Raw genomic sequence first — 20528 nt, forward strand, 5'->3', positions numbered from 1 at the left:
TTTTAGGTTTGAGTGAAGGCTTTAAACATTAATTCGGCCGAAGCCGGATTGGTTGCCAATGGGATATTGTGGACGTCACAAATCCGCATAAGCATTTGTACATCCGGTTCGTGCGGATGCTTGTCAAGTGGGTCTCTGAAGAAAACAACCATTGCCAGTTCTTTCTGCGCAGCCATAGCCGCAATCTGAGCATCACCCCCAAAAGGTCCTGAGAGTAATTTTTGAACAACAAAGCCTGCTTTTTCTATATGAGATCCTGTGGTGCCTGTAGCCACCAATTCCACGTCTGCCTGATGCAGTCGCTCACGGAATCCACTTAAAAAATGAACCATGTCGGCTTTTTTGCCATCATGGGCTATAAGAGCAATTTTCATTAACTATAGTGTAATAGGTTCGTGCCAAAGTTAGGAAAAAATCTTTCCCTGACGGCTTAGCATTGGTTATTTAAAGGCTTCTTAACGTTCAATTCAAATCATTTCTTCCAAATAGAACAGGAAAGTATATTCCAGTGCCATTTCTTTGAGGGAATTGAATCTGCCCGAAGCACCTCCGTGTCCTGCTTCCATATTGGTATGTAGGAATAGAAGTTTGGAGTCTGTTTTCAATTCCCGGAGTTTTGCTACCCACTTGGTAGGTTCCCAATACTGCACTTGACTATCATGTAGACCTGAAGTGATGAGTAGATTTGGGTAGTCCTTAGCTTCCACATTATCATAAGGAGAATAAGAAAGCATGTAGTCGTAGTATTCCTTATCCTTGGGATTGCCCCATTCTTGAAATTCACCTGTAGTCAACGGAATACTTTCGTCAAGCATGGTAGTCACCACATCCACAAAAGGCACTGCCGCAATCAGGCCATTGAACAGATCAGGGCGTAAATTCATCACTGCGCCCATCAGCAATCCACCTGCACTTCCACCCATTGCATATAGATGCTCAGGTGAAGTATATTTCTCTGCGATCAAATGCTCTGCACAGCTGATGTAATCGGTGAAGGTGTTTCGCTTTTTCAGCATTTTCCCATCCTCATACCATCCACGGCCCAAATCTTCCCCGCCCCGGATGTGTGCTATCGCAAATACAAATCCTCTATCCAATAGGCTTAGACGACTGCCGGAGAAATGGGCATCCATGCTATAGCCATAAGATCCATAAGAATAGAGTAGGAGGGGATTGGAGCCGTCAGGAGTGAATTTGTCGATTTTGTATACCAGAGAGATGGGTACCATGACTCCGTCTGCAGCTTTCGCCCAAATCCTGGCTGATGTGTAGGCTGAAGCATCATAGCCTCCTATGATTTCTTGCTGCTTAAGTAACGTCTTCTCCTTAGTGACCATATGGTAGTCAAAGGTGCTTGGAGGTGTTACGAGTGAGTTATAGCCAAAGCGAAGGATCTGTGTATCAAATTCCGGATTGGTGCTGATCCAAGCTGTGTAGGTTTCATCATCAAATTCCAAGGAATGCCCTGCAGTTCCGTCCCAAGGTTTGATGTTGATTTTGCAAAGCCCGTTTGATCTTTCCTGTGTTACCAAGAAATGTGAGAAAATATCAAAATCCTCCAATAGAACCGATTCACGATGAGGAATCACATCCTCCCAATTTTCAAGTGAAGGATTGCCGATAGGAGCCTTAACAAGTTTGAAATTCTGGGCTTCATGATTTGTTCTGATCCAAAAATAATCTTCATAATGGTCAGCGGCATACTCCAAATACGGAATTCTAGCCTGAAGCAATGTGAATTCTCCTGTAGGATTAGTAGCATCCAAAAAACGCATTTCAGAAGAAATGGTACTTTCGGAATGTATTAGGATATATTTTTCAGATTTTGTTTTGTGTACCACACAGGAGAATTCTTCATCCTTTTCCTCATAGATCAGGATGTCATCCCCGGTAGAAGTGCCCAGTTGATGCGAATAGATCTGATAGGAGCGAAGGGTCTCAGGGTCTTGTTTGGAGTAGAAAAGTGTCCTGCCATCTTCTGCCCAGACAAAGTTTCCGGTAATAGCAGGGATGTGATCTGGGAGGAGTTCACCCGTTTCGAGGTCTTTGAAGCGGATTTCATAGATTCTTCGTCCCACTTCATCTACAGCGAAGGCCAAGATCCTCAGGTCAGAGGAAGCCGCTGTGCCACCTACCTGATAATAAGCTTTGCCCTCAGCCAGTAAATTGACATCAAGAAAAATCTCTTCGATAGCATTCAAACTGCCTTTCTTACGGCAGTATAATGGATATTCTCCTCCGGTTTCATATTTGACGTACCAGTAATATCCTGATTTCAGGTAAGGAACACTTTCATCGTCTTCTTTGATTCGCCCCTTCATTTCCTGAAATAACTTTTCCTGAAATTCTTCTGTGGATTTTAGGCTCGCTTTGAGGTATTCGTTCTCCGCATTCAGATATTCTATGACTTCCGGGTTTTCCCGATCGCGCATCCAATAATAATTGTCAGTACGCTGATGACCATGTGTCTCTAAGAGCTGAGCTATTTTTTTGGCTTTTGGTGCCTGCATATTCTAGAATAATTAAGGTTGCAATGTTAAGGAAAAAAATGGGCGTAGAGTTCTCTTTTATGGATGAATTTGGGTATGAAAAGAGGTTTTTGCTATATAAAATGACGTAGAAATAGCTTAAGTCTTGCATAGGAGGATATTTTTTGAAATATTCATTGATAATATAACCATTAACCAAAATCTTATGGGATTGCTGAAAGAGTTTAAAGAATTTGCCGTAAAAGGCAATGTAGTCGATCTGGCTGTAGCTGTAATTATAGGCGGAGCCTTTGGAAAAATTGTCTCCTCCTTTGTAAGTGACGTGGTCATGCCTCCAATAGGAATGCTATTGGGCGGGATGGAATTCACTGATTTAGCGATTGTGTTAAAAGAAAGTAGTGTAGGCCCAGCAGGTGAAGAACTGGGCCCGGTGTTGCTTACTTACGGTGCCTTTATCCAGAATGTGGTGGATTTTATTATCATTGCATTTGTGATATTCATTGCAGTGAAGGCTATTAATAGTATGAAAAAGAAAGAAGAAGCCGCCCCTGCTCCTCCTGCTGCACCACCAAAATCCGAAGTACTTTTAGAAGAAATCAGAGACCTATTGAAAAAAGGTCAATAAGTAAAAAAGCGGCTTAGAGCCGCTTTTTTACTTTCTATCATCATCCTTTCGTCTTTGGTAGATATGTCTCGCAAATTCCCTTGACAAGCCATTCAACTGGATGATTTGATTATAGGTCAATATACCGGATAAGTCTTTGACAAATTTCTCTTCATCCACGATCATTTTACGTTGGATTTCAAATTTCCGGTCGATTCTGGATTTTGCCTCGGCTTCGGATAATTGAAGATCCTTGCCTTTGCCCAGCTCGGACATTTCTTTGAGATTTATTTCCCTTGAATCATTAAACACATTGAAAATCGGCCAGAATTTTTGGGCCTGCTCCGGTTTTAGATCCAATCTGGTTGTAATAAAAGCCACCCTTGCGGCTTCTAGTTTTTCACGGTCATATTTTCCTCCGGTATGCTGAGCTTGGACAACCCCGAATACCAGGAAAAATATGAGTGCAACTAATGTGTGTTTTTTCATGTGTTTATAATTGTTTTTTAGAGGTCACATGGAATCTCGCACGGTTTATAATCATCCCAGTGTGTGACTTTTTAGTCATGCTCGATTTCATCTGTTTATAATTTGATTTTTTTGGTCAGATGGAATGCCCTAGATAATCATCCCCCTGTGTGAGAAGACTTTCTCATGGGCATTTCATCTGTTTATATTTTGTTTTAATGGTGATTTTAAGCGTGTCCATTTTATAGGCTTAATACCATTGTTGATCATTTTCATCCACCAAATCTATTTCGTACACCATTTCCTCTGCTATAATCTGATCCAGGATTTCCTCCGGATTGTCTACCATACTCAGCACATCTTCAGCGGTCCAATAGTGACTCTCAATGTAGAAATTAACCTCTTCATCCATAGCCAGTCTTTCAAACTGCGAATCTTTAACATTGAACTGCCACACTCCCAGGCTTACTACAAGAATGGCAGCAGCGGCTGCATAATTCATCCAGTTGACAGATCGCTGAGTATCGATTCTATCCATTACAGTATCCGGAAGATTATCAAAATAATCATCCGGAGCCTTGAAGTCCTTGATTTTTGGAATCTTTTGCATGGTGTAAGTTTAGACTGGATTAGTGTTCAAAAGTTTATTCTTTAGCTAAGGAATGCTCGATTTTTTTTACTGCATGGTGATAACTTGCCTTGAGAGCTCCTATACTGGTTCCGGTAATTTCAGAGATTTCCTCATAGGTAAGTTCTTCCTGATATTTCAGATGAAAGACCAGTCGTTGCTTATCAGGCAATGAGAGCAATGCTTTTTGAAGTAAGCGCTGAATTTCGTCTCCATCCATATTGCCCGGTTGGTCAATATAGGATTCCATTTTCTCCTGATGATCATCAATAGAGAAGAAGTACCGCTTTTTCTTCTTTTCCAGAAAGCTTAAGGACTCATTGGTCGCAATTCGATAAAGCCAAGTGAAAAGACTGGACTGACCTTGAAACTTGCCGATGTAGTGATGGGCCTTGATAAAGGTATTTTGGGTGATGTCATCTGCATCTTCATGAATCAGAACCATTCTCCTGATGACATGATACACCCGCTTTTGGTAAGCCAGAATTAGCTGCCTGAAACCCATCTCCCTGGTTTTGGGGTTTTGGATGAGTTGGAGTATTTCCCGGTCACCGTTTTTCGTCATTAGCCTTTTAGACCCAATTTAGACAAAAGGGTTTATTTGACCGGAAATATAAACTTACTATGCATTGATTTTCAGGCAAAAAAAAATCCGAAATAAAGCCGGGTGCTAGATTTCAAGGATGTAATCCAGAATTCCCGCATTTTTTCCTTTTGGCCTAGTTACCATAAGAGGAATACTGTCATTGTATTGAATCAATCGCTCTGCCATACTTCCTATGAACAGGGCAGTGGCAGCTGTACGTCCTTTTGCTCCTATTATAATTCCGTCTGCACCGATTTCTTTTGCTTTTGCCACGATTTCCTCAACAGGGTCATCATTTACATCTTGGGTATAAACAGGCGTGATTTTGTTGCCTTTGGTGTCTATTTTACGGATGAATTTTTTGTAATTAATCTCAGCATGCATACGCATGATCTGGGTAAATTCTTCGTAGGTTTTACCTGTGTAATGATAGCCGGAAGGTACCGTAAACACATTCTGGCAGACAATTTCAAGGCCGCCATGCTTTTCGGCAATCATAATAGCTTCTTCCAAGGCATCTTTGGAGTAATCAGAAAAATCACTGGGGACCAGTAAACGTTGCATTTTGGTAGCAGAGCCTTCAGGCACTATAAGTAAGGAGCAGCTGGCGCGCCTGGCTAGTCTGGACGATGCTACGCCGGTTCCGGGAAGATGGACTTTTCTGCCAATCAGAATCATATCGGCAGATTTTTCTTCAGCAAGTTTTAAAATTTTCTTAGAGAGAGAGCCTTCTTTTACTATGTAATTCAATGATATGCCTTTCGGGTTTTTGAAGTGCTCATTGACTACAGTTTCCATGGCTTCCTGTCTTTCGTTGACCATGTTTTCAACCAAATTCGGGAATTCTTCCAGTACCTCTTTAGGGATGCTGAGGTTTTTAATCACATTTACGAAGTAGATTTTTCTGGTTTGGTTGACCTGAGCAATAAAGGCTGCATATTGAATCAGGGTTTGATCCAAAGATGTCTGATCTAGGCAAACGACCATTTTTTTAATCAAATACATAAAGCGTCAATGGTTTTAGAAATACAAATTTACGAGTAAAATCGAGTAAAACTTTAGGAGTTGGGTGAAATAAAATTTTGGATAAGCCTGTTTTCACATTTGATTGCCTTGTGATCCTCATTAAATTGATGATTTTTCAGGAATATTATTCTGATATAAGCGGTTGAAGCCCACGGTTTTTTATTTTCTTCATCATACATTATCGGAATCATCCGTCAATTTCGCCAACCTGCCATGTAATAAATCGTATATTTGTACTGTCCGGGTCGTTGACATGTTCAAACTTCACAATTATCAATTTTACCGAGTGAAGCCCTTCCCAAAAACAGGCCTCACCCCGATGTAAATCGGGGCCTCGATTCGCAAGAGTCAGGATAACAGTGGAAGTTTGCGGTTAACAGGCAGCTCAAATCTTGTCTTATAGGAGGTTTGCAACACTCTAAGGCCCGGATTTTTTAGTTTTTTAACTGTGCGCGGTGGATACGGAGATTTTCATAGAGCCCACAGGTTAGAGGTGATTTTTCTTGCAGCTTAGCTGCCCGCTACTCCCTGTATAATCTTAACACTTACCACTTTCCTCTTGTAAAACTTTGAAGATGTTACTCAGAACGTGTTATCCTCTTTTTCACCCATTCCCATTCTTCGGTACCCACGTCCAATAATCTTGAGAAAAACAGGTAAGTCGCCAGCACTAATGTGCTCGTCACGATAATGTCCGCAATAGGTGAAAGAGACAGGTAATTGAAATAACCCGGGATAAAGGCAATACATCCTACGAAGATTATCTTCATAGTTTCTATAGAAAATGGTTCGAAGCCCAGTTTGATCTTGAGGAATAGGTATTTCACCAGATTGAACAGCAGCATCACAGCTACTGAAGCCATAGCTGCGCCTTCTATACCATACATAGGGATTAGCAGGTAATTCAATCCAATAATCAAAACACTCATGCCAATCGTAGCAATAAGGTTGAAGCGGTAATGTTTTGAGAAAATCAGGATTTCACCATTTACGGAGAATACTACATCGAAGAGTTTACCTAGACCAATCAATACCACTACCTGTTTTCCCGCCTCATAAACTTCGCTGTTGGGAATAAAATAGTACAGAGTATCCAAGTTGGCCCAGATTCCTATAAAAAGAAGTAGGCAGATGTAGAGTTGACGATTCGAAACCTGCTTGTAGAGGGTGTTGATTTCACTGTGGTTGCCTTTGGCAAAATGATCCGCGATGACCGGCATTACCACCTGAGAGATTGCCCTGCGGGGTAATTCTATCACCAGAGCCATGCTGAACGCAATCGTATAAATAGCATTAGCCTCAAGACTAATCATGGAGCTCACCATGATACTGTCAATTTTCATTATCAAGGTAGACGCTGCCGTAGCCAAGAAGGTGATGAGGCTAAATTGTATGAAAGATGTACGAAAGCCTTTAGGGAACGTACTCCAACGGAAATCTAATTTCAAAACTCCCAACCATAGCAAATAGACCAGAACACCCAGCAGGGCAAATCCATATACTGCCACCAAGCCCTGCATTACTTGTGGAAATGTGATCCATTTGAGCAAATAAGATCCAACTAAAATACCTGTGAGCAAGCGTAAAAACACTTCCCGAACCAGTGTAGGCACGGCGACTTTTAGAAACGAGCGGCTATAAGCATCCAGTATGCTGCTCAGCAAAGAGAATAAAGTAATCAGAAGCACTATCCCAAAAAAGTCTATCACTTCCGGTGAATTGGCAGCAAATAGACTTATTATTTGAGCCTTAAAGCCCAGAAAAATGGCGCTGACAAGGGCAAAGCCTACTAATGAAAAGGCAATACCATAGCTTAGGAAAGCAGATTTGTTGGATTGGAGCTGGGGAAAAAACCGGGTGATTCCATGTCCTACGCCCAATTGTGCGAAAGGAACAAAGAGCAGGCCCAAATCCTGAATTGTACGGAAAGTTCCCAGTTGCGATGCATCCAGCGCATAGGGATAAAGCCAAAGCACGTTGACATAACCTATGACAACACCCAGATAGGAAAAAATGGCAGTTTGAATGCTCTGTTTGGCTACTTTGCCCATGAGCTTAAAAGTATCAAAAAACTACTGATAAACTATTGTTTGAGGCAAAACTCAGGGTTTGGCGCATTTATCACAGCCGGCTTGGGTCTTGGATTTGAAGAAGTATTTCTTTACCAAATAACCCAAAGCTGCCAAAACTATAACTCCAACTAGAATTTCCTGCCACATATTAGGATAGAATTTGATAGACGAGAAGCGCAGAGCAATATGCCAGTACTGTCATGTATACTGTTTGGATCAACGGCCATTTCCACCCGTTGGTTTCCCTATATACAATTGCAAGCGTGCTCATACACTGCATGGCAAACGCATAGAACACCATAAGCGAGAAGGCAGTAGCTGTATTATAGACTTTTTCTCCTGTATCCGGATTAATCTGCTGATCGAGTTTTTCCCGTATCGTAAGTTCATCCTCTGTATCTGTACCTATGCTGTAGATAGTTGCAATAGTGGAGACAAATACCTCCCGTGCCGCAAAGGAAGTGATCAGTGCGATTCCGATTTTCCAATCATACCCAAGAGGCTTTATCACAGGCTCTATTGCTCTTCCCATTATACCTATGAAAGAGTTCTCCAGCAAAAGGGAAGAGGTTTCGTTGGCGATCACCGGGATATCGTCCGGAGAAGCTTGGGCAAGTCTTTCTTCACTTTCTGCTCTGATAGCATCCATACGATCAGGAGGACCGTAGGAAGCCAATACCCATAGCACGACTGAAATGGCAAGAATGACTTTTCCCGCTTCGAAAACGAATGTCTTGGACTTGTTAAACATGGTCATGAGAACATCCAGCCAGCGAGGCGCACGATAGGTGGGAAGTTCCACCATCAAGAAGCTTTTCTCTTCCGATTTCAAAATGTATTTAAGAAGAAGCGCAGTGAAAAATACTCCGAATACACCTAACAGATAAAGACCAAGTAAGGCAACTGCCTGAAGATTGAAAATACCGAAAATGAATTCATCAGGAACGACCAAGCCTATCAAAATAATGTAAACAGGGAGACGGGCAGAGCAGCTCATCAATGGCGTCACCATAATGGTGATTATTTTTTCTTTCCAGTTTCCAATATTTCTAGCAGCCATCACACCGGGAATAGCACAGGCCACACCGGATACCAGTGGAACTATACTTTTACCATGAAGGCCAAACGGGCGCATCCATCGATCCATCAGAAATACCACTCTGGACATATATCCTGTGTCTTCCAGAATAGCCAGAAATCCGAATAACATGGCGATCTGGGGTATAAAGATCACTATGCCTCCGATGCCGGGTATAATCCCATCGGTGATCAAGCTCGATAGTGGCCCCTCAGGCAATTGATCAGAAACCCAGCCTGACAGCTCAGCAAAAAAGCCGTCAATCATATCCATGGGAACCGATGCCCAGGCGAAAATAGCTTGGAAAATCAGCAATAGAATAGCCCCAAATATCAGATACCCAAATACCGGATGTAGCAAAATCTTGTCTATGCTTGCTTTGGGTGATACTTCGGAGGTTTTGACAACTGTCTTTTCTACGATTTCGTTGATTTTGCGATAGCGTATTTTTGTCTCTTCCAGCTGAGCAGCTTCCAAGTCAAATTTGCTTTCGGACAGCTTGGTTTTTAGCCATTTCCTGTCTTCTACAGAGTATGTTTTGTCTTTATCTCCAAACCGAAGCATCTGATAGGCCTGATAGAAATTGGATAACCCAAATTTATCCTTTACCTCGGATAGCAGTTCAGTTGGAGCTATTTCTTCAATGTTGAGGAATGTTGATTTCTTGCTGAAATTTTGTTGATGGATTAATTCACGGATTTGATCCAGCCCCTTTTCGCCGCGGGCGTCTGTACTCAAAATTGGAACTCCAAGAGCTTTGAATATTTCGAAGCTCTTGATCGTAATATTTTTTTTTGCCGCGATGTCGGCCATATTGAGCACCAAAGCCAGGTTTAGCCCCAAATCCAGCAGTTGCGTCGCTAAAAATAGACCTCGGGAAAGCTGGCAAGAATCAATTATCATTAAGACAAACTCCGGTTTATCCTCTTCACTCACTTGGTTTAATACCCGGTGTGCGATGATCTCGTCTTCAGAATTTGGATATAAACTATAAGTTCCCGGAAGATCAATGATCTCATAACTGCTTCCCTGATAATTCATCCTACCTACCTTCTTGTCCACGGTGACTCCCGGATAATTGCCGATTTTCTGACTCAATCCGGTGAGTTGGTTAAAGATGGTCGATTTTCCAACATTCGGATTTCCGATGATGGCTACTCTTGGCGATTTGACAAGGGAAGGAGTTTGGGACTCAGGCATGAAATTCAGAGCAATTGGACTTCGATCAGAGAAGCCTCAGATTTTCGTAAAGCAAGAATAGTTTCCTCTAGTTTGAAAGCCATCGGGCCTCCAAGAGGAGCTGTATGATGTAGCGTGATGATTTTTCCCGGAAGAAAGCCGAGTTCCATCAAATTGATTTTCAAAGGTGAATCTGAAATCTCTCGAATTATTGCCGCCCGGGTGTGCGGAATTGTATCAGCTGTAATTGTCATATTCTTTTGCCGGTCATTTGACCGTGCGCAAAAATAGAATTATTTGGAATGAATCTAAAGAAAAATGGAGAAGATTTTTGTCATGTTTTGAATTCGGAAGCTTATTAGGGAAATTATTCACCGAATTTGATTCAGGGGGAGATAGTTGGAATAATAAAGCCATTTTCAATCTCAACACGTTTTGGGGAATTTATCCCTTCCTTACCAAAATTGGCAATTTTTACTAAAATAAAATTTGTAATTATTACTCTTTCAGTGCCTTACGCTGGTGTTTGGCTGATTATTTTTCTAGCTTCACAGTGCCCTTTTTAACCAAGAATTGTTTTGTGTTGATTTTTATTTGTAGCCAAGGTTGACAGTTTTTGAGGTAAGGAGCATTCACATCTAAATACTTTTTACCATGGAAAAGGATGAACTAGAATCTTTATTGTCCAGTATCTTCGGACACCTGAATGCAGGCAATTCAGCAGAGAAAAAACAGTGGGAGGAAGGACTGCCCCTTTTGGCAAGATCACTGCTGATTCAGGATAGCTCACAAATAAAACCCGAATCATTCAGCTTTGAGCGATCTGAAATATTCTTTCAGGACAGAATTCCCAAGGAGAAAATTGAACTGATCCGTAAAGAAGCTGAAAAAGTCAGTGTTAAAGAATCTATTGATCCATTAATCAAAAAAGGTACTGATAAAGAGAGTGTTAAGAGATTTGAAAATGAACCTCCAAAAGAGGAAGAGCCGGGATTAAAAGCATTTGTCCGTGAAGTGCCTGTAAGGAGCACTCAGATTCGAGCCAGTGTACCTGCGTGGGCAGCCGGAGCGAAAGTAGAGAAATCCATCGGTCCTTTGGTCAAAACTGATGGAAGGATCATTTTCATTGATTTTTATAGGATTACAAAGCTGATTGCTATTTATCAGCAAAACAGTAACCTTCCCGTTCTTCTATTTAAAGCCTCTTTTCTCGACCAAAAGATTAAACCTGTGAACGTACCTCCTGTGGAGGTTTCTAAGGTTTACGATGTGGCAGCAGGTAGTTTTTACGTCAGAGCGGATATGCTTGCTTCCAATGCTCCAAGTACCAGGTATGTGGGATTGAAAGTGAAAGACGGCAAGATCCAGTTGAGTGCAAATCCTGTACTCCAAGGACAGAAACTTGTATTGGCGGCCAATACCTCTGTCCAAGTACAACTGGATGTGGATCAGACCCCCGAGGCAATAGATGCTAAAAAGAAACATGGAAAAGATGCCATCAATGCTAAAGTGCAGAATCCAAGTAGCTTGAAATTTTCATTTTCAGGTGCCTCAAAAGCTCAAATTTCGGAAAGTGGGCCTGCCCAGTGGTCTGTCTATGGGCAATCGGCAGCGTTTTCCCAAGCCAATAAAGTACCTACCTATAGTACCCAGTTGTCCCGATTGCTGATTCCATATTCCTGTTCAGTTTCAGAATTTGCTCCTAAAAAACAGTTGAGTCCCATGGTTGAGATTCAGGAATCTGCATCTGTCAGTAACTCATGGTGGGCAATTCCCGCTGCGGAGCTGGATATACAGTCTCCATTAGAAGTAGCGGGGTCTGGAGGGATGCTGCAAGAATTGAAGGCTGGATTGAAATTTAGATGGAAAGGACTTCAGGGAAAGAATTTGAAATTGGGAAAGCCACAGGTTCTTGTTGAAAATGGGAGAATTGGTATTACAGATTTGATCTCAAACGGTGAGGGTGCTTTTCAGGAAATAGATCATTGGAAGGATGATTTGAATGCGTATGGAACGTCTGTTTCTATAGCACTGAATAAGTCCGCCATGTTTATGTACAATTCTCTGGCGGAGGGGACAGAGATGCTCGTGGCTTTGGCAAATACCCAAATTAAAGTAGATAGACCACTGCAGGTCAATGGGCTCCCTGTCTCAGTCAAAACAAAGAATTCAGCATTGGTAATGGCCGGTTCTGACGACAAGAATTTAATTTATATACTGGATGACAATATTCTATGGGACAATAAGTTACCTTTTGATAAAGTGCCAAATTTCAAAAGTATTGCCATAGCACTTGAAAATGCACTTTTTACACTTTCACCGGTAAATGGTGCATTAGTTTTTGGAGAATGTAATGCGGATTGGAGTAAAATTGTCAGAAGCCAAACTTTTCTGGTTTTTGGAATGCTGAGCTACATGCCCACGCTTCCGGATCCATATGTAGCTAATCTTGGGATTTTAAGTAGGCAATTTGGAAATAAAGGCAGAGGTATTGAGGCAATTCAAAGCTGGCTGATATGTCAGATATCACAAGAGCCTGTGAAGGAAAAAGAAGATAAAGTCCATGTCAATTTTCATTTTGGACCGGGTAATACCAGTTCCTCTACCCCAGGAGCAGCAGATGTGGCAGTTTCTCCAAGCCATATGGCTGTTAATCAGTTGACATCTTCTGAAGTAAGGATGGAAACCCTAAAATCCACTACTGCTGCTACTACTGGACGAAAGGATTCTCTTCCTCCATATGAAGATCAACTTCAGCCTTTTATCAGAGCTTATGAAAATGATTACTTCGCCTTACTGGATGTAAGTTCTAATGCCAACCAACTTGGAGTAAGTCTAGGCTTGTCGCAGGGGCACCGTGTGACTACGGGTACAGTTAGAGCTGTCAATGAGTCTGAGGCAAGCATTTCCCAAACGGATAATCAGTTTATTTCGGTAGAGGGAATGGAAGTCATTGCCCAGGGTGCAATGACTCGGTTATTTATGATGCCTCAAGTAGCTTGGGAACCTGTCCTTAATTTGACAGCTCCCGGTCAAAATAAACCCGGGGATCCACCGCTGTTTCATAATTATTATCCTAATGACGGTGGACCTACAAGGTTTGTAAACAATCATCAAGAGAGAATTGCTCTATCTCCTAAGCCGCTTGTTGACTTTATATTGGAGAAATACAAACAAAAACAAACTCCGATAGCAGCCTTATTTACACTGCCTTTTGGTCTTAAAGCTTTAGCAGAACTTTCACATACGAATAGTGGTGAAAGCATTAAACCCCAGCTAGATCAGGTAAGCCCGAAATTTCCAAATGAAATGGAAGGAGGAATTCAAATCCGGGCGACTGCAGGAAACTTCGGAAAGAATTTTCCCGATGAACCCAAGAAGAATGATTTACCGATGTTTGCCGGATTTACTGTACAACTGGCAAATGTGTTGGGACTAAGCGGAAATGAGACAGGTGCAAGTACTTTGGGGCAGAGTGTTACGGAGATCTTTAATGGGGAATTTTTTGTAAATCAAGGTAATCCTACTCAAATCACCGGTAGAGGAGTGCCCGTAAGCAAGATTGATTTTACCGGATATGGAGCGAGCACCTTCAGCAACTGGCTTAGTCCTTCTGCTGCTATAGCACAGACAAGCCAAGCCAGGTTTGACATTATGCTGGGCAGGACGGGACATGAGGTGATTCAGGTGAAAAGTTTGATTTATCCTTGGGGCATTCGTGTGGTGCGTACCATTACTATTTTCAGGACCAGTTCCGGCTTTGTCTATAGGACGGATAGCGGATGGCAACCGGAATCGGATGGGATTTTTGATTTTAGGGCAAAATTCATTGATGATACAATCCCGGGAAATCTGGTGGAGGATGCCAGGTATGAGTTGCACCCTGGGACTTTGAGGGGTTTGTTCAATATCACCAATATCAAAGAAGATGGTTCGGTAGCAGATTATGTGGCCAATAACGTAATCCCAACCGGCAAAGCCTTCATGAATGTCAAAGGTGAAAAAGAAATAAACAATGGTGCACAATTTAACCAGGAAGTTAAATGTGCGGCAGTCTATTTTGATGCTGATGTGGCCGTCGAAAACTTGGTGAAAGGGCATAAAAATGGAAGAACTCCTGCCAAAAAGATTTTGGGCTATGTGCAATTGTCCCCACCGGGTATTCCTTTGACCCCTGTTCAACTCAAGGGTTTGTTGGCTAGTCAGGGAGGTTTGATGGGAGGTGATATCAATTGTGTAATGGATGTGGGCGGATCGGGTCAGTTGATGCAGATCAACAGGTTCGATATCTCGCATTCTGAAAAACCGGGCAATTCTGCCACTGCACCGATTTTTGTGGCGGCTACCCGCGGATCTGTCCTTCTCCCAAAAGACGGCAGCTGGAGTATGGTACAGCACGAAACGGGCTCAGGCGAGGTTACTCCGCTTCCGCCACATATTCCCATACCGTTAATACGTATTGGTAAATGGCAGAAAGAAGTAGTAGTCAGCGCATCTGATGTAAATAACAACCTGATCCGTTTGGCGCATCCGTTGGAGATTCTCAGAAATCCGGCAGTAGATACGGTCAATTATGGATTCCTACAGAGTACTGCTACGCAAAAAGCCCTTTTTCTAACTCCTAGCTTCAAAAAGGGAATTGGTAAACTGTTAAGTAAGACTCCGCCGATTTTTTCGGATGCGTATAAACTCATGAACGGAAGCAGCATATTCCCAAATGTTGGGGATGCCTATTCCAACTTCGGAAAAGCCATTCCATTGTTAAACGGAATAGATAAAGATGGGGCTAGCGTAGCTGCATTTATAGAAAATACTGCTACTGATGGTGGCAAGAAGGTCTTGGAGCTGATGGAGATTACATCTAAAGTGGAAGCCGGTCAATTGGTGGACAAGGGATTCAAACTGCTTTCCGGTGAGGCAAATAGCGCTCTGAATAAGGCACTGGCATTTGATATTCCAAATTTTGACCCACTGTATCTGGTGAATATGGATGCCCTGAAAATCTACATAGAATATAAAGCTGAGCAAAAGAAAAACGGTTCAAAACAATACGTGGATTCCAAACTCAACTTTGATGTGGATTCCTTTGCGACAGATTTAGCCGATACCTGGAAAAGTAAAGTCAACAACGTCGCCATGGTGGTTGATTTGGGTTCATTTGAGCGCCTTATGACGATAAAAGGAAACTTTGACGCAGCAAAAGGAAAAGAGTCAGGTTATGCCGGGGATAAGGACAGTCCCGGGCCTCTGGATGGAATACCTCTTCCTGAAGTAGAATTCAGTGATGCCTTGCAGCCGGTCATAGAATTATTACAGATGCTGGCAGCACTCAGTACGGGGGATTACGGAGCCGTGATGAGGAAAGGTCTTCAAATAGCCATGAGCAATGCAGGGGAGATTTGGGAGTATAAGTTTGAGGCCACCAAAGAAATCCCGCTTATCCGCTTCCCGCCTGAGGATTCTGTTTATAACTCTCCTCAGTGCCCGTTGAGATTAGAGGCAGGTCTTGCATTGGGCGTGTATTTCAATGCTGCATTGAAGGTGACCAATGATCCTTCCCAGCTGCTTCCGACGGCAGGTGGATTTGTCCAATTCAACGGAGGATTGGAAGTCATGTGTGTGACTGTAGGTGCAGCGACGATATATGCGGTGGGGTCAGTGGAAGTCAAGATAGCCTGTGATACTAAAATAGGCCCAAGTCTGATGTTGAAATTCGGTTTCGGTGCGAATATCTCTGTAGGCTTGCCTGTAGTAGGTAATGTCAGCGTGACTTACCTGGTCGGATGCCAAATGTATGCAGATGCCAATACCATTGAGATCACTGCTTTCATGTTGTTCAAAGGGCACGCCAACCTGCTGGGTGGAATTGTCAGCGTTACGATTTATATAGAAGCAAGCGGTACTGTGAAGAGAATATCGAGTCCGGAAAGAACGGATTGCACAGCATCTGTGACTTTCGGGTTGGATATCAGTATCTGTTTTATTATCAATATCAGCTTCGAAGAGACTTGGCAAGAAAGCCGTCAGATAGCTTAATTTTTTACCTCAACAATCAAATTATGGAACCAAGAAGATTAATTTCCCTAATGACTTTTCCTCAACGTTTCGATGGAAATGTACTTACAGTGAACATCGTGGTTGTACCGCGGAATACAAATCCGTTTTCGGATTGGGCTACCGGCTTACCAAACCCCGCAAATGTGCCCGGATTTGCAGATTTCCAGCCTGAATTTAGTTTTTCTATCATAAGAGGCACTGACGATTTCCCTTTGAGTAATGCGACAGCAGCCAATAGAATACCCATTGTAAGAGCTGTGACAGTAAAACCCGCTGCGGATAAAGCTGTCATAATTAAGAAGGTCGCAGATGCTATGCCTCTTCCGATTACTGACGATTCGGATAAGCTGCCTGATCCGGTCCCTGTAGAAAAGAGCATCAAAAAATACCTGCCGGTTTCTTACCGTGAAAGATTTAATTTCACACAACCCAGACATCCAAATGCAATTACGGATGACGGCTATCAATGTGCGGTCCGTGACAAAATACCAACCATTAACTACCAGCCACGAACCAAGATGAGCTGGGGCAAAGTTTTTGCAAATATTTTGAGGCAACCTCTGCTGGCTAAGGCTTGTGGGATGATCTACGAAGTTCAATTGGAAGTAGAAGCTGGCTGGTTTGAAGAGGGTGGTTATCTATATGCGGACATTACAAATGATCCTTACGCGCTAGCTCAAGCCGTTTTGTTGGAAAACTCGGATGGTCCATTGATTAAGAGATATGCAGCCAAGATTCCATTATTGACCAAGGGTACACCAAGGCCTGTTTTTGCGCCTGTCTTATTTCCCGTGTTGTATAAGAAAGTTTCTGATCCGGACGAGCCGGTTCCTTTGGGACCATGGGATGAGCTGTTTATGGAGGCGCAAACCTACAATGACGGATTTGCCAAAATAGTGCATGCAAATCAGCCGGTAAGCGGGAATTTATTGGAAGAGAGCCAGGATGAACTGCCTCCTCAATCGGACGCGGGAATCCGTTTGGGCTGGGATGATGAGCAAATACTGGTGTGGTACCTTAGACAGATGATTGAGAATCCTTCCGATCCGGGTTCATTGAAGAGGACGGATGCACCATTGGGAGTGATGGGATATCATATCGACGTCCGACAGGTATCAGAAGGAAGTCAATGGGAAAGTCTCAATAGCATTGAGATCAATGAATCTGAAAATATGTTTGCCGGTCAACTGGATTCCAGCAGTACCGAACTCCCTTATCAGGTCTATCCGAACAAGATCAGTGGTCCGCAAAGTGAGCATTATTGGTTACCGATGTATTATGCGCATTGGATAGGCAAAAGCTTGGTAACTGAAGACCAGGATGCGCTGCAGATTTATAGAAATCATGAAAGCAATGGCGGACAACAAAATGAGCTGCAGAATAAAAAAGTCTCTCAAAATAAAGCTCTGATTCCTTCTCCTTTGAATACCAAACTCCGATATGGAAATACTTATGAGTTTAGAATTCGGATGACTGATATTTCCGGTGGTGGTCCCAATTTGGATGATGTTCCATTGAATGCGGCACCTAGTCCTGAGACCAGTGTTTCATTCAAACGGTATGTGAATCCGGGGATGCTTCGTATTGAAAAACCACTTGAAATCAGGAACAATCTTCGAACTTATTTCAATGCTGTAAATGATGAAGAAACTCAGTTTGACCCGAATCCCGCTTTTGTAATTCAGAGGCCTTTACTGGAATATCCTGCTGTTGTATTTACCGATAAATACCAAAGTATAGGTCAGGATCCGATCAAGTTGTTGAAGGAATTGACCTTTCAGACAGATGGGCTAAAGCCTGCTTTATCTGATCCTGATGTGCATCAAGTCAAGATAAGAGTGGAGGTGAAGTCACTTCGGATGGATACACAGCTGAGTCAAAGTGGCAGAGACAGCTTTATCACCTTGTATGAGACGTCAAGGCTATTTCCTTCGGATTTTGATGGGGTTTTGAATGTTCCCATTAAGTTTATTGATGTTTCTGTTTTGAATCTTGGAGAGCCTGCTAATCCATTTTTAAATGAGGACTTACTCATTGATGCTATCCATGGGATGGAGGAATTGGTCGTGCCTACAGGAAGACACATTAGAATTTCATTGCGGGCCGAAGCGACTTCTGCTGGGGCACCTGAAGGCTACTTTGGTTTTATTGACGCTAATGAGGATAAAGATAGCCGGTTTGGCAAAGTACAGCAGTTTATGCTCTATAAAGAACCGGCTGCTGAATTGGATTTATTACAGCCTTTTGAGGCAATTCAGCCGGTTCAGGCATTGTTTCTAAAGCCTGACAGTGTTCCGACTATCAAGAAAAATATCTTTTCATCACTACTGCAAAGGGTTTCTGAAGAGCAGCAGTCGGGTGTAGTGGAGCGTCTGGCAAATGCCCTTGGACTGGAAGCCAAAGGGCTCACCCTTGTGGCTCCAAAAGGAGAGCGGGTCGCTATAGGTTGTAGCTCCAGGATCAGGCATACGCTGGCGCCGGACGGAAGTTCTATCACTTTTGCCACCAAGGCTGACCTGTACAATCACTGGCTTGCTACATTGAGCTACAAAGTAAACCGGGATTGGGCATGGGATACCTTACAGGATGTTGCGTTTGTAATTGAAAGAGAATATAAGTTCAGGAAGGATAAAAATACTGAAATCAGGAAAAATACCTACTTGGGAGACATAGAGTTAAAGCATACTGTTTCATTTGAAGCTTTACAGTCGGATCGCTTTGACCGGGTCAATAGAAATTACACTAGGATTGTTTACATAGATGCACTTGACCCAAAGAATGAACTGAAACAGAACAATGGAGATTTGAGGTTTCCTGATGAACTGTGGGCGGAATATAAAATAAAACCTAAAACCAAAGCGGGACATGCTTCGGCTGCAACTGTTGAAACCGAACGGTTAACACTACCTACAGTGCTACCTCCTGTGCAGATACCTAAGTTAGTCAGTGTGGGGATTGCTTTTTCTCCTTATGAGAGAACGGATGATTATAGCTCATCAGAGGCTAGAAAGAGATATTTATGGGTGGAATTTGATCAGCCGGTGGAGAATCCTGATGATACCTATTATTGTAGAATGCTTGGGAATGCCCCTGACCAGTTGATTGCAAGCAATGCCGGTGAGCAGCTTCTTCCTCCGGAGGAAGCCCCGATTAGTTTGGATCCTGAAATTACCCGACAGATCATTCCGGGTCAAAGTGATGATAAAGCCGGAATGGGAGCTATGCAGCCTATGATCCAAGCTACAGACAGTGATCGTCATTATATGATGCCCATACCGCCGGGCTATCATGCAGAAAGTGCAGAGATGTTTGGTTTCTTTACCTATGAATTTAGAGTGGGGCATGGTCATTGGCCTGATCGGGAAGATAATCTATGGTCCACCGCTCAGGGAAGATTCGGAAGACCGTTGAGAGTGACCGGGATTCAACATCCGGCTCCTACTTTGCTTTGCACTCTTAATAGAAATAAGAACCACTTGTATGTGAGCGCTTCTTTTGCAAAAGCAGTTCATAATGGTAAAAATGTAACAGCTAAACCTCCCAGAACAAGTCTTTGGACTATGGTATATGCCCAGGTTTTCCAAGCCGATGGAAGAGACCATAGAAATATTTTGCTTGGTGAGATTGAAATGAAAATAGGAGTGAGGGTCAATACAGATCCTAAGCGCCTAAAAGAAATAAATGAATTGACTCAGCAGGTATATTTCAAACCTACTATCGGAAATTATACTACGGGAAGTATCAAATTAAATGCTACTGCTTTGCAAAAAGGGAATCTTATTGCGAGTATTAAAGATGAGCAACCTGTAGCAACGGCGGTGGTGACTTCTGGGGATATTGCAGAGAAATTAAAATCTTACGGACTACCCGAAGATAGTCCGCTCAGTGTGTTGGTGGTAGAAGTGTTTGGGAATATTACCAATATTCATGACCACGTATCGGAGGTTAGGACTGCTTCTACTCCCGGGGCGTCAGAAAGGATGGCTGAAGGCTTACAGGCAAAAAGAGCAGAAGTGAATTTGATGTCTGAGATTCGTCCACTGAGTAAAGGGTTGGGGCATTTTAGGATTTTGAGAACCTCTCCACTTACTAAAGTTCCATTTGTCTGTTGCCCTACATGTGTGTGAATCGCTGCGGGTTAACTTTGAAAATGTGGTTGTTTCATAAGTAGGTTTTCTTGTCAGGCTGAGTAAGAAAAATTTAGAATTTACAAATGAATAATGACGGAAAGTGATGTAGAAATAAAGTTGTGTCACCCTGAGCGGAGTCGAAGGGTCCTCGACTCCGCTCGGACTGACACAACATTTGCACGCTTTTTTGAATTCCGTCATTGGTAGGGAA

Annotated in this window: 12 protein-coding genes; 3 read left to right on the plus strand and 9 right to left on the minus strand. The window is 42.6% G+C overall.

What is annotated here, in order from left to right; all coding sequences use genetic code 11:
- Nucleotides 1–2: 2 nt before the first annotated feature.
- The gene (locus tag J2X69_RS09275) at nt 3–374 is read right to left on the minus strand and encodes a methylglyoxal synthase (RefSeq protein WP_192349446.1); all 372 of its coding nucleotides are present in this window, start codon (nt 372–374) and stop codon (nt 3–5) included.
- 93 nt (nt 375–467) lie between these two features.
- The gene (locus tag J2X69_RS09280; protein WP_310101977.1) at nt 468–2510 is read right to left on the minus strand and encodes a S9 family peptidase; all 2043 of its coding nucleotides are present in this window, start codon (nt 2508–2510) and stop codon (nt 468–470) included.
- 184 nt (nt 2511–2694) lie between these two features.
- Between J2X69_RS09280 and mscL the strand changes: the two genes are divergently transcribed.
- Nucleotides 2695–3114 carry a large-conductance mechanosensitive channel protein MscL gene (mscL, locus tag J2X69_RS09285; protein WP_310101981.1) on the plus strand — a complete coding sequence of 140 codons (420 nt, stop codon included), beginning with the start codon at nt 2695–2697 and terminating at the stop codon, nt 3112–3114.
- A gap of 27 nt (nt 3115–3141) precedes the next feature.
- On the opposite strand, the gene J2X69_RS09290 is transcribed toward mscL, so the two are convergent.
- The 7 genes from J2X69_RS09290 to J2X69_RS09320 form a co-directional block, all read right to left on the minus strand.
- Nucleotides 3142–3582, minus strand: a complete 441-nt coding sequence (locus J2X69_RS09290) for a hypothetical protein (RefSeq protein ID WP_310101984.1) — start codon at nt 3580–3582, stop codon at nt 3142–3144.
- 229 nt (nt 3583–3811) lie between these two features.
- Entirely contained in the window at nt 3812–4171 is a 360-nt protein-coding gene (locus tag J2X69_RS09295) for a hypothetical protein (RefSeq protein ID WP_310101987.1), read from the minus strand.
- 34 nt (nt 4172–4205) lie between these two features.
- Nucleotides 4206–4754, minus strand: coding sequence for an RNA polymerase sigma factor (locus J2X69_RS09300; protein ID WP_310101991.1), 549 nt, complete (start codon nt 4752–4754; stop codon nt 4206–4208).
- Nucleotides 4755–4859: 105 nt separating this feature from the next.
- Nucleotides 4860–5780: a universal stress protein gene (locus J2X69_RS09305; RefSeq protein ID WP_310101994.1), complete on the minus strand. Its 921-nt coding sequence runs from the start codon at nt 5778–5780 to the stop codon at nt 4860–4862.
- A 599-nt stretch (nt 5781–6379) separates the two neighbouring features.
- On the minus strand, nt 6380–7852 hold the full coding sequence (locus J2X69_RS09310; protein ID WP_310101996.1) for a polysaccharide biosynthesis C-terminal domain-containing protein: 1473 nt from the start codon (nt 7850–7852) through the stop codon (nt 6380–6382).
- Nucleotides 7853–8021: 169 nt separating this feature from the next.
- The gene (gene feoB, locus J2X69_RS09315; RefSeq protein ID WP_310101998.1) at nt 8022–10151 is read right to left on the minus strand and encodes a ferrous iron transport protein B; all 2130 of its coding nucleotides are present in this window, start codon (nt 10149–10151) and stop codon (nt 8022–8024) included.
- 5 nt (nt 10152–10156) lie between these two features.
- Nucleotides 10157–10384, minus strand: coding sequence for a FeoA family protein (locus J2X69_RS09320; RefSeq protein WP_310102001.1), 228 nt, complete (start codon nt 10382–10384; stop codon nt 10157–10159).
- A 400-nt stretch (nt 10385–10784) separates the two neighbouring features.
- On the opposite strand from J2X69_RS09320, the gene J2X69_RS09325 reads away from it, so the two are divergent.
- Both J2X69_RS09325 and J2X69_RS09330 read left to right on the plus strand, forming a co-directional pair.
- Nucleotides 10785–16166: a hypothetical protein gene (locus J2X69_RS09325; RefSeq protein WP_310102003.1), complete on the plus strand. Its 5382-nt coding sequence runs from the start codon at nt 10785–10787 to the stop codon at nt 16164–16166.
- Between the two features lie 23 nt (nt 16167–16189).
- Nucleotides 16190–20314 (plus strand): hypothetical protein, encoded by a 4125-nt coding sequence (locus J2X69_RS09330; protein WP_310102006.1) that lies wholly within the window; start codon nt 16190–16192, stop codon nt 20312–20314.
- Nucleotides 20315–20528: the final 214 nt, after the last annotated feature.

The sequence above is a fragment of the Algoriphagus sp. 4150 genome (genome assembly GCF_031457395.1).
Classification (GTDB): Bacteria; Bacteroidota; Bacteroidia; order Cytophagales; family Cyclobacteriaceae; genus Algoriphagus.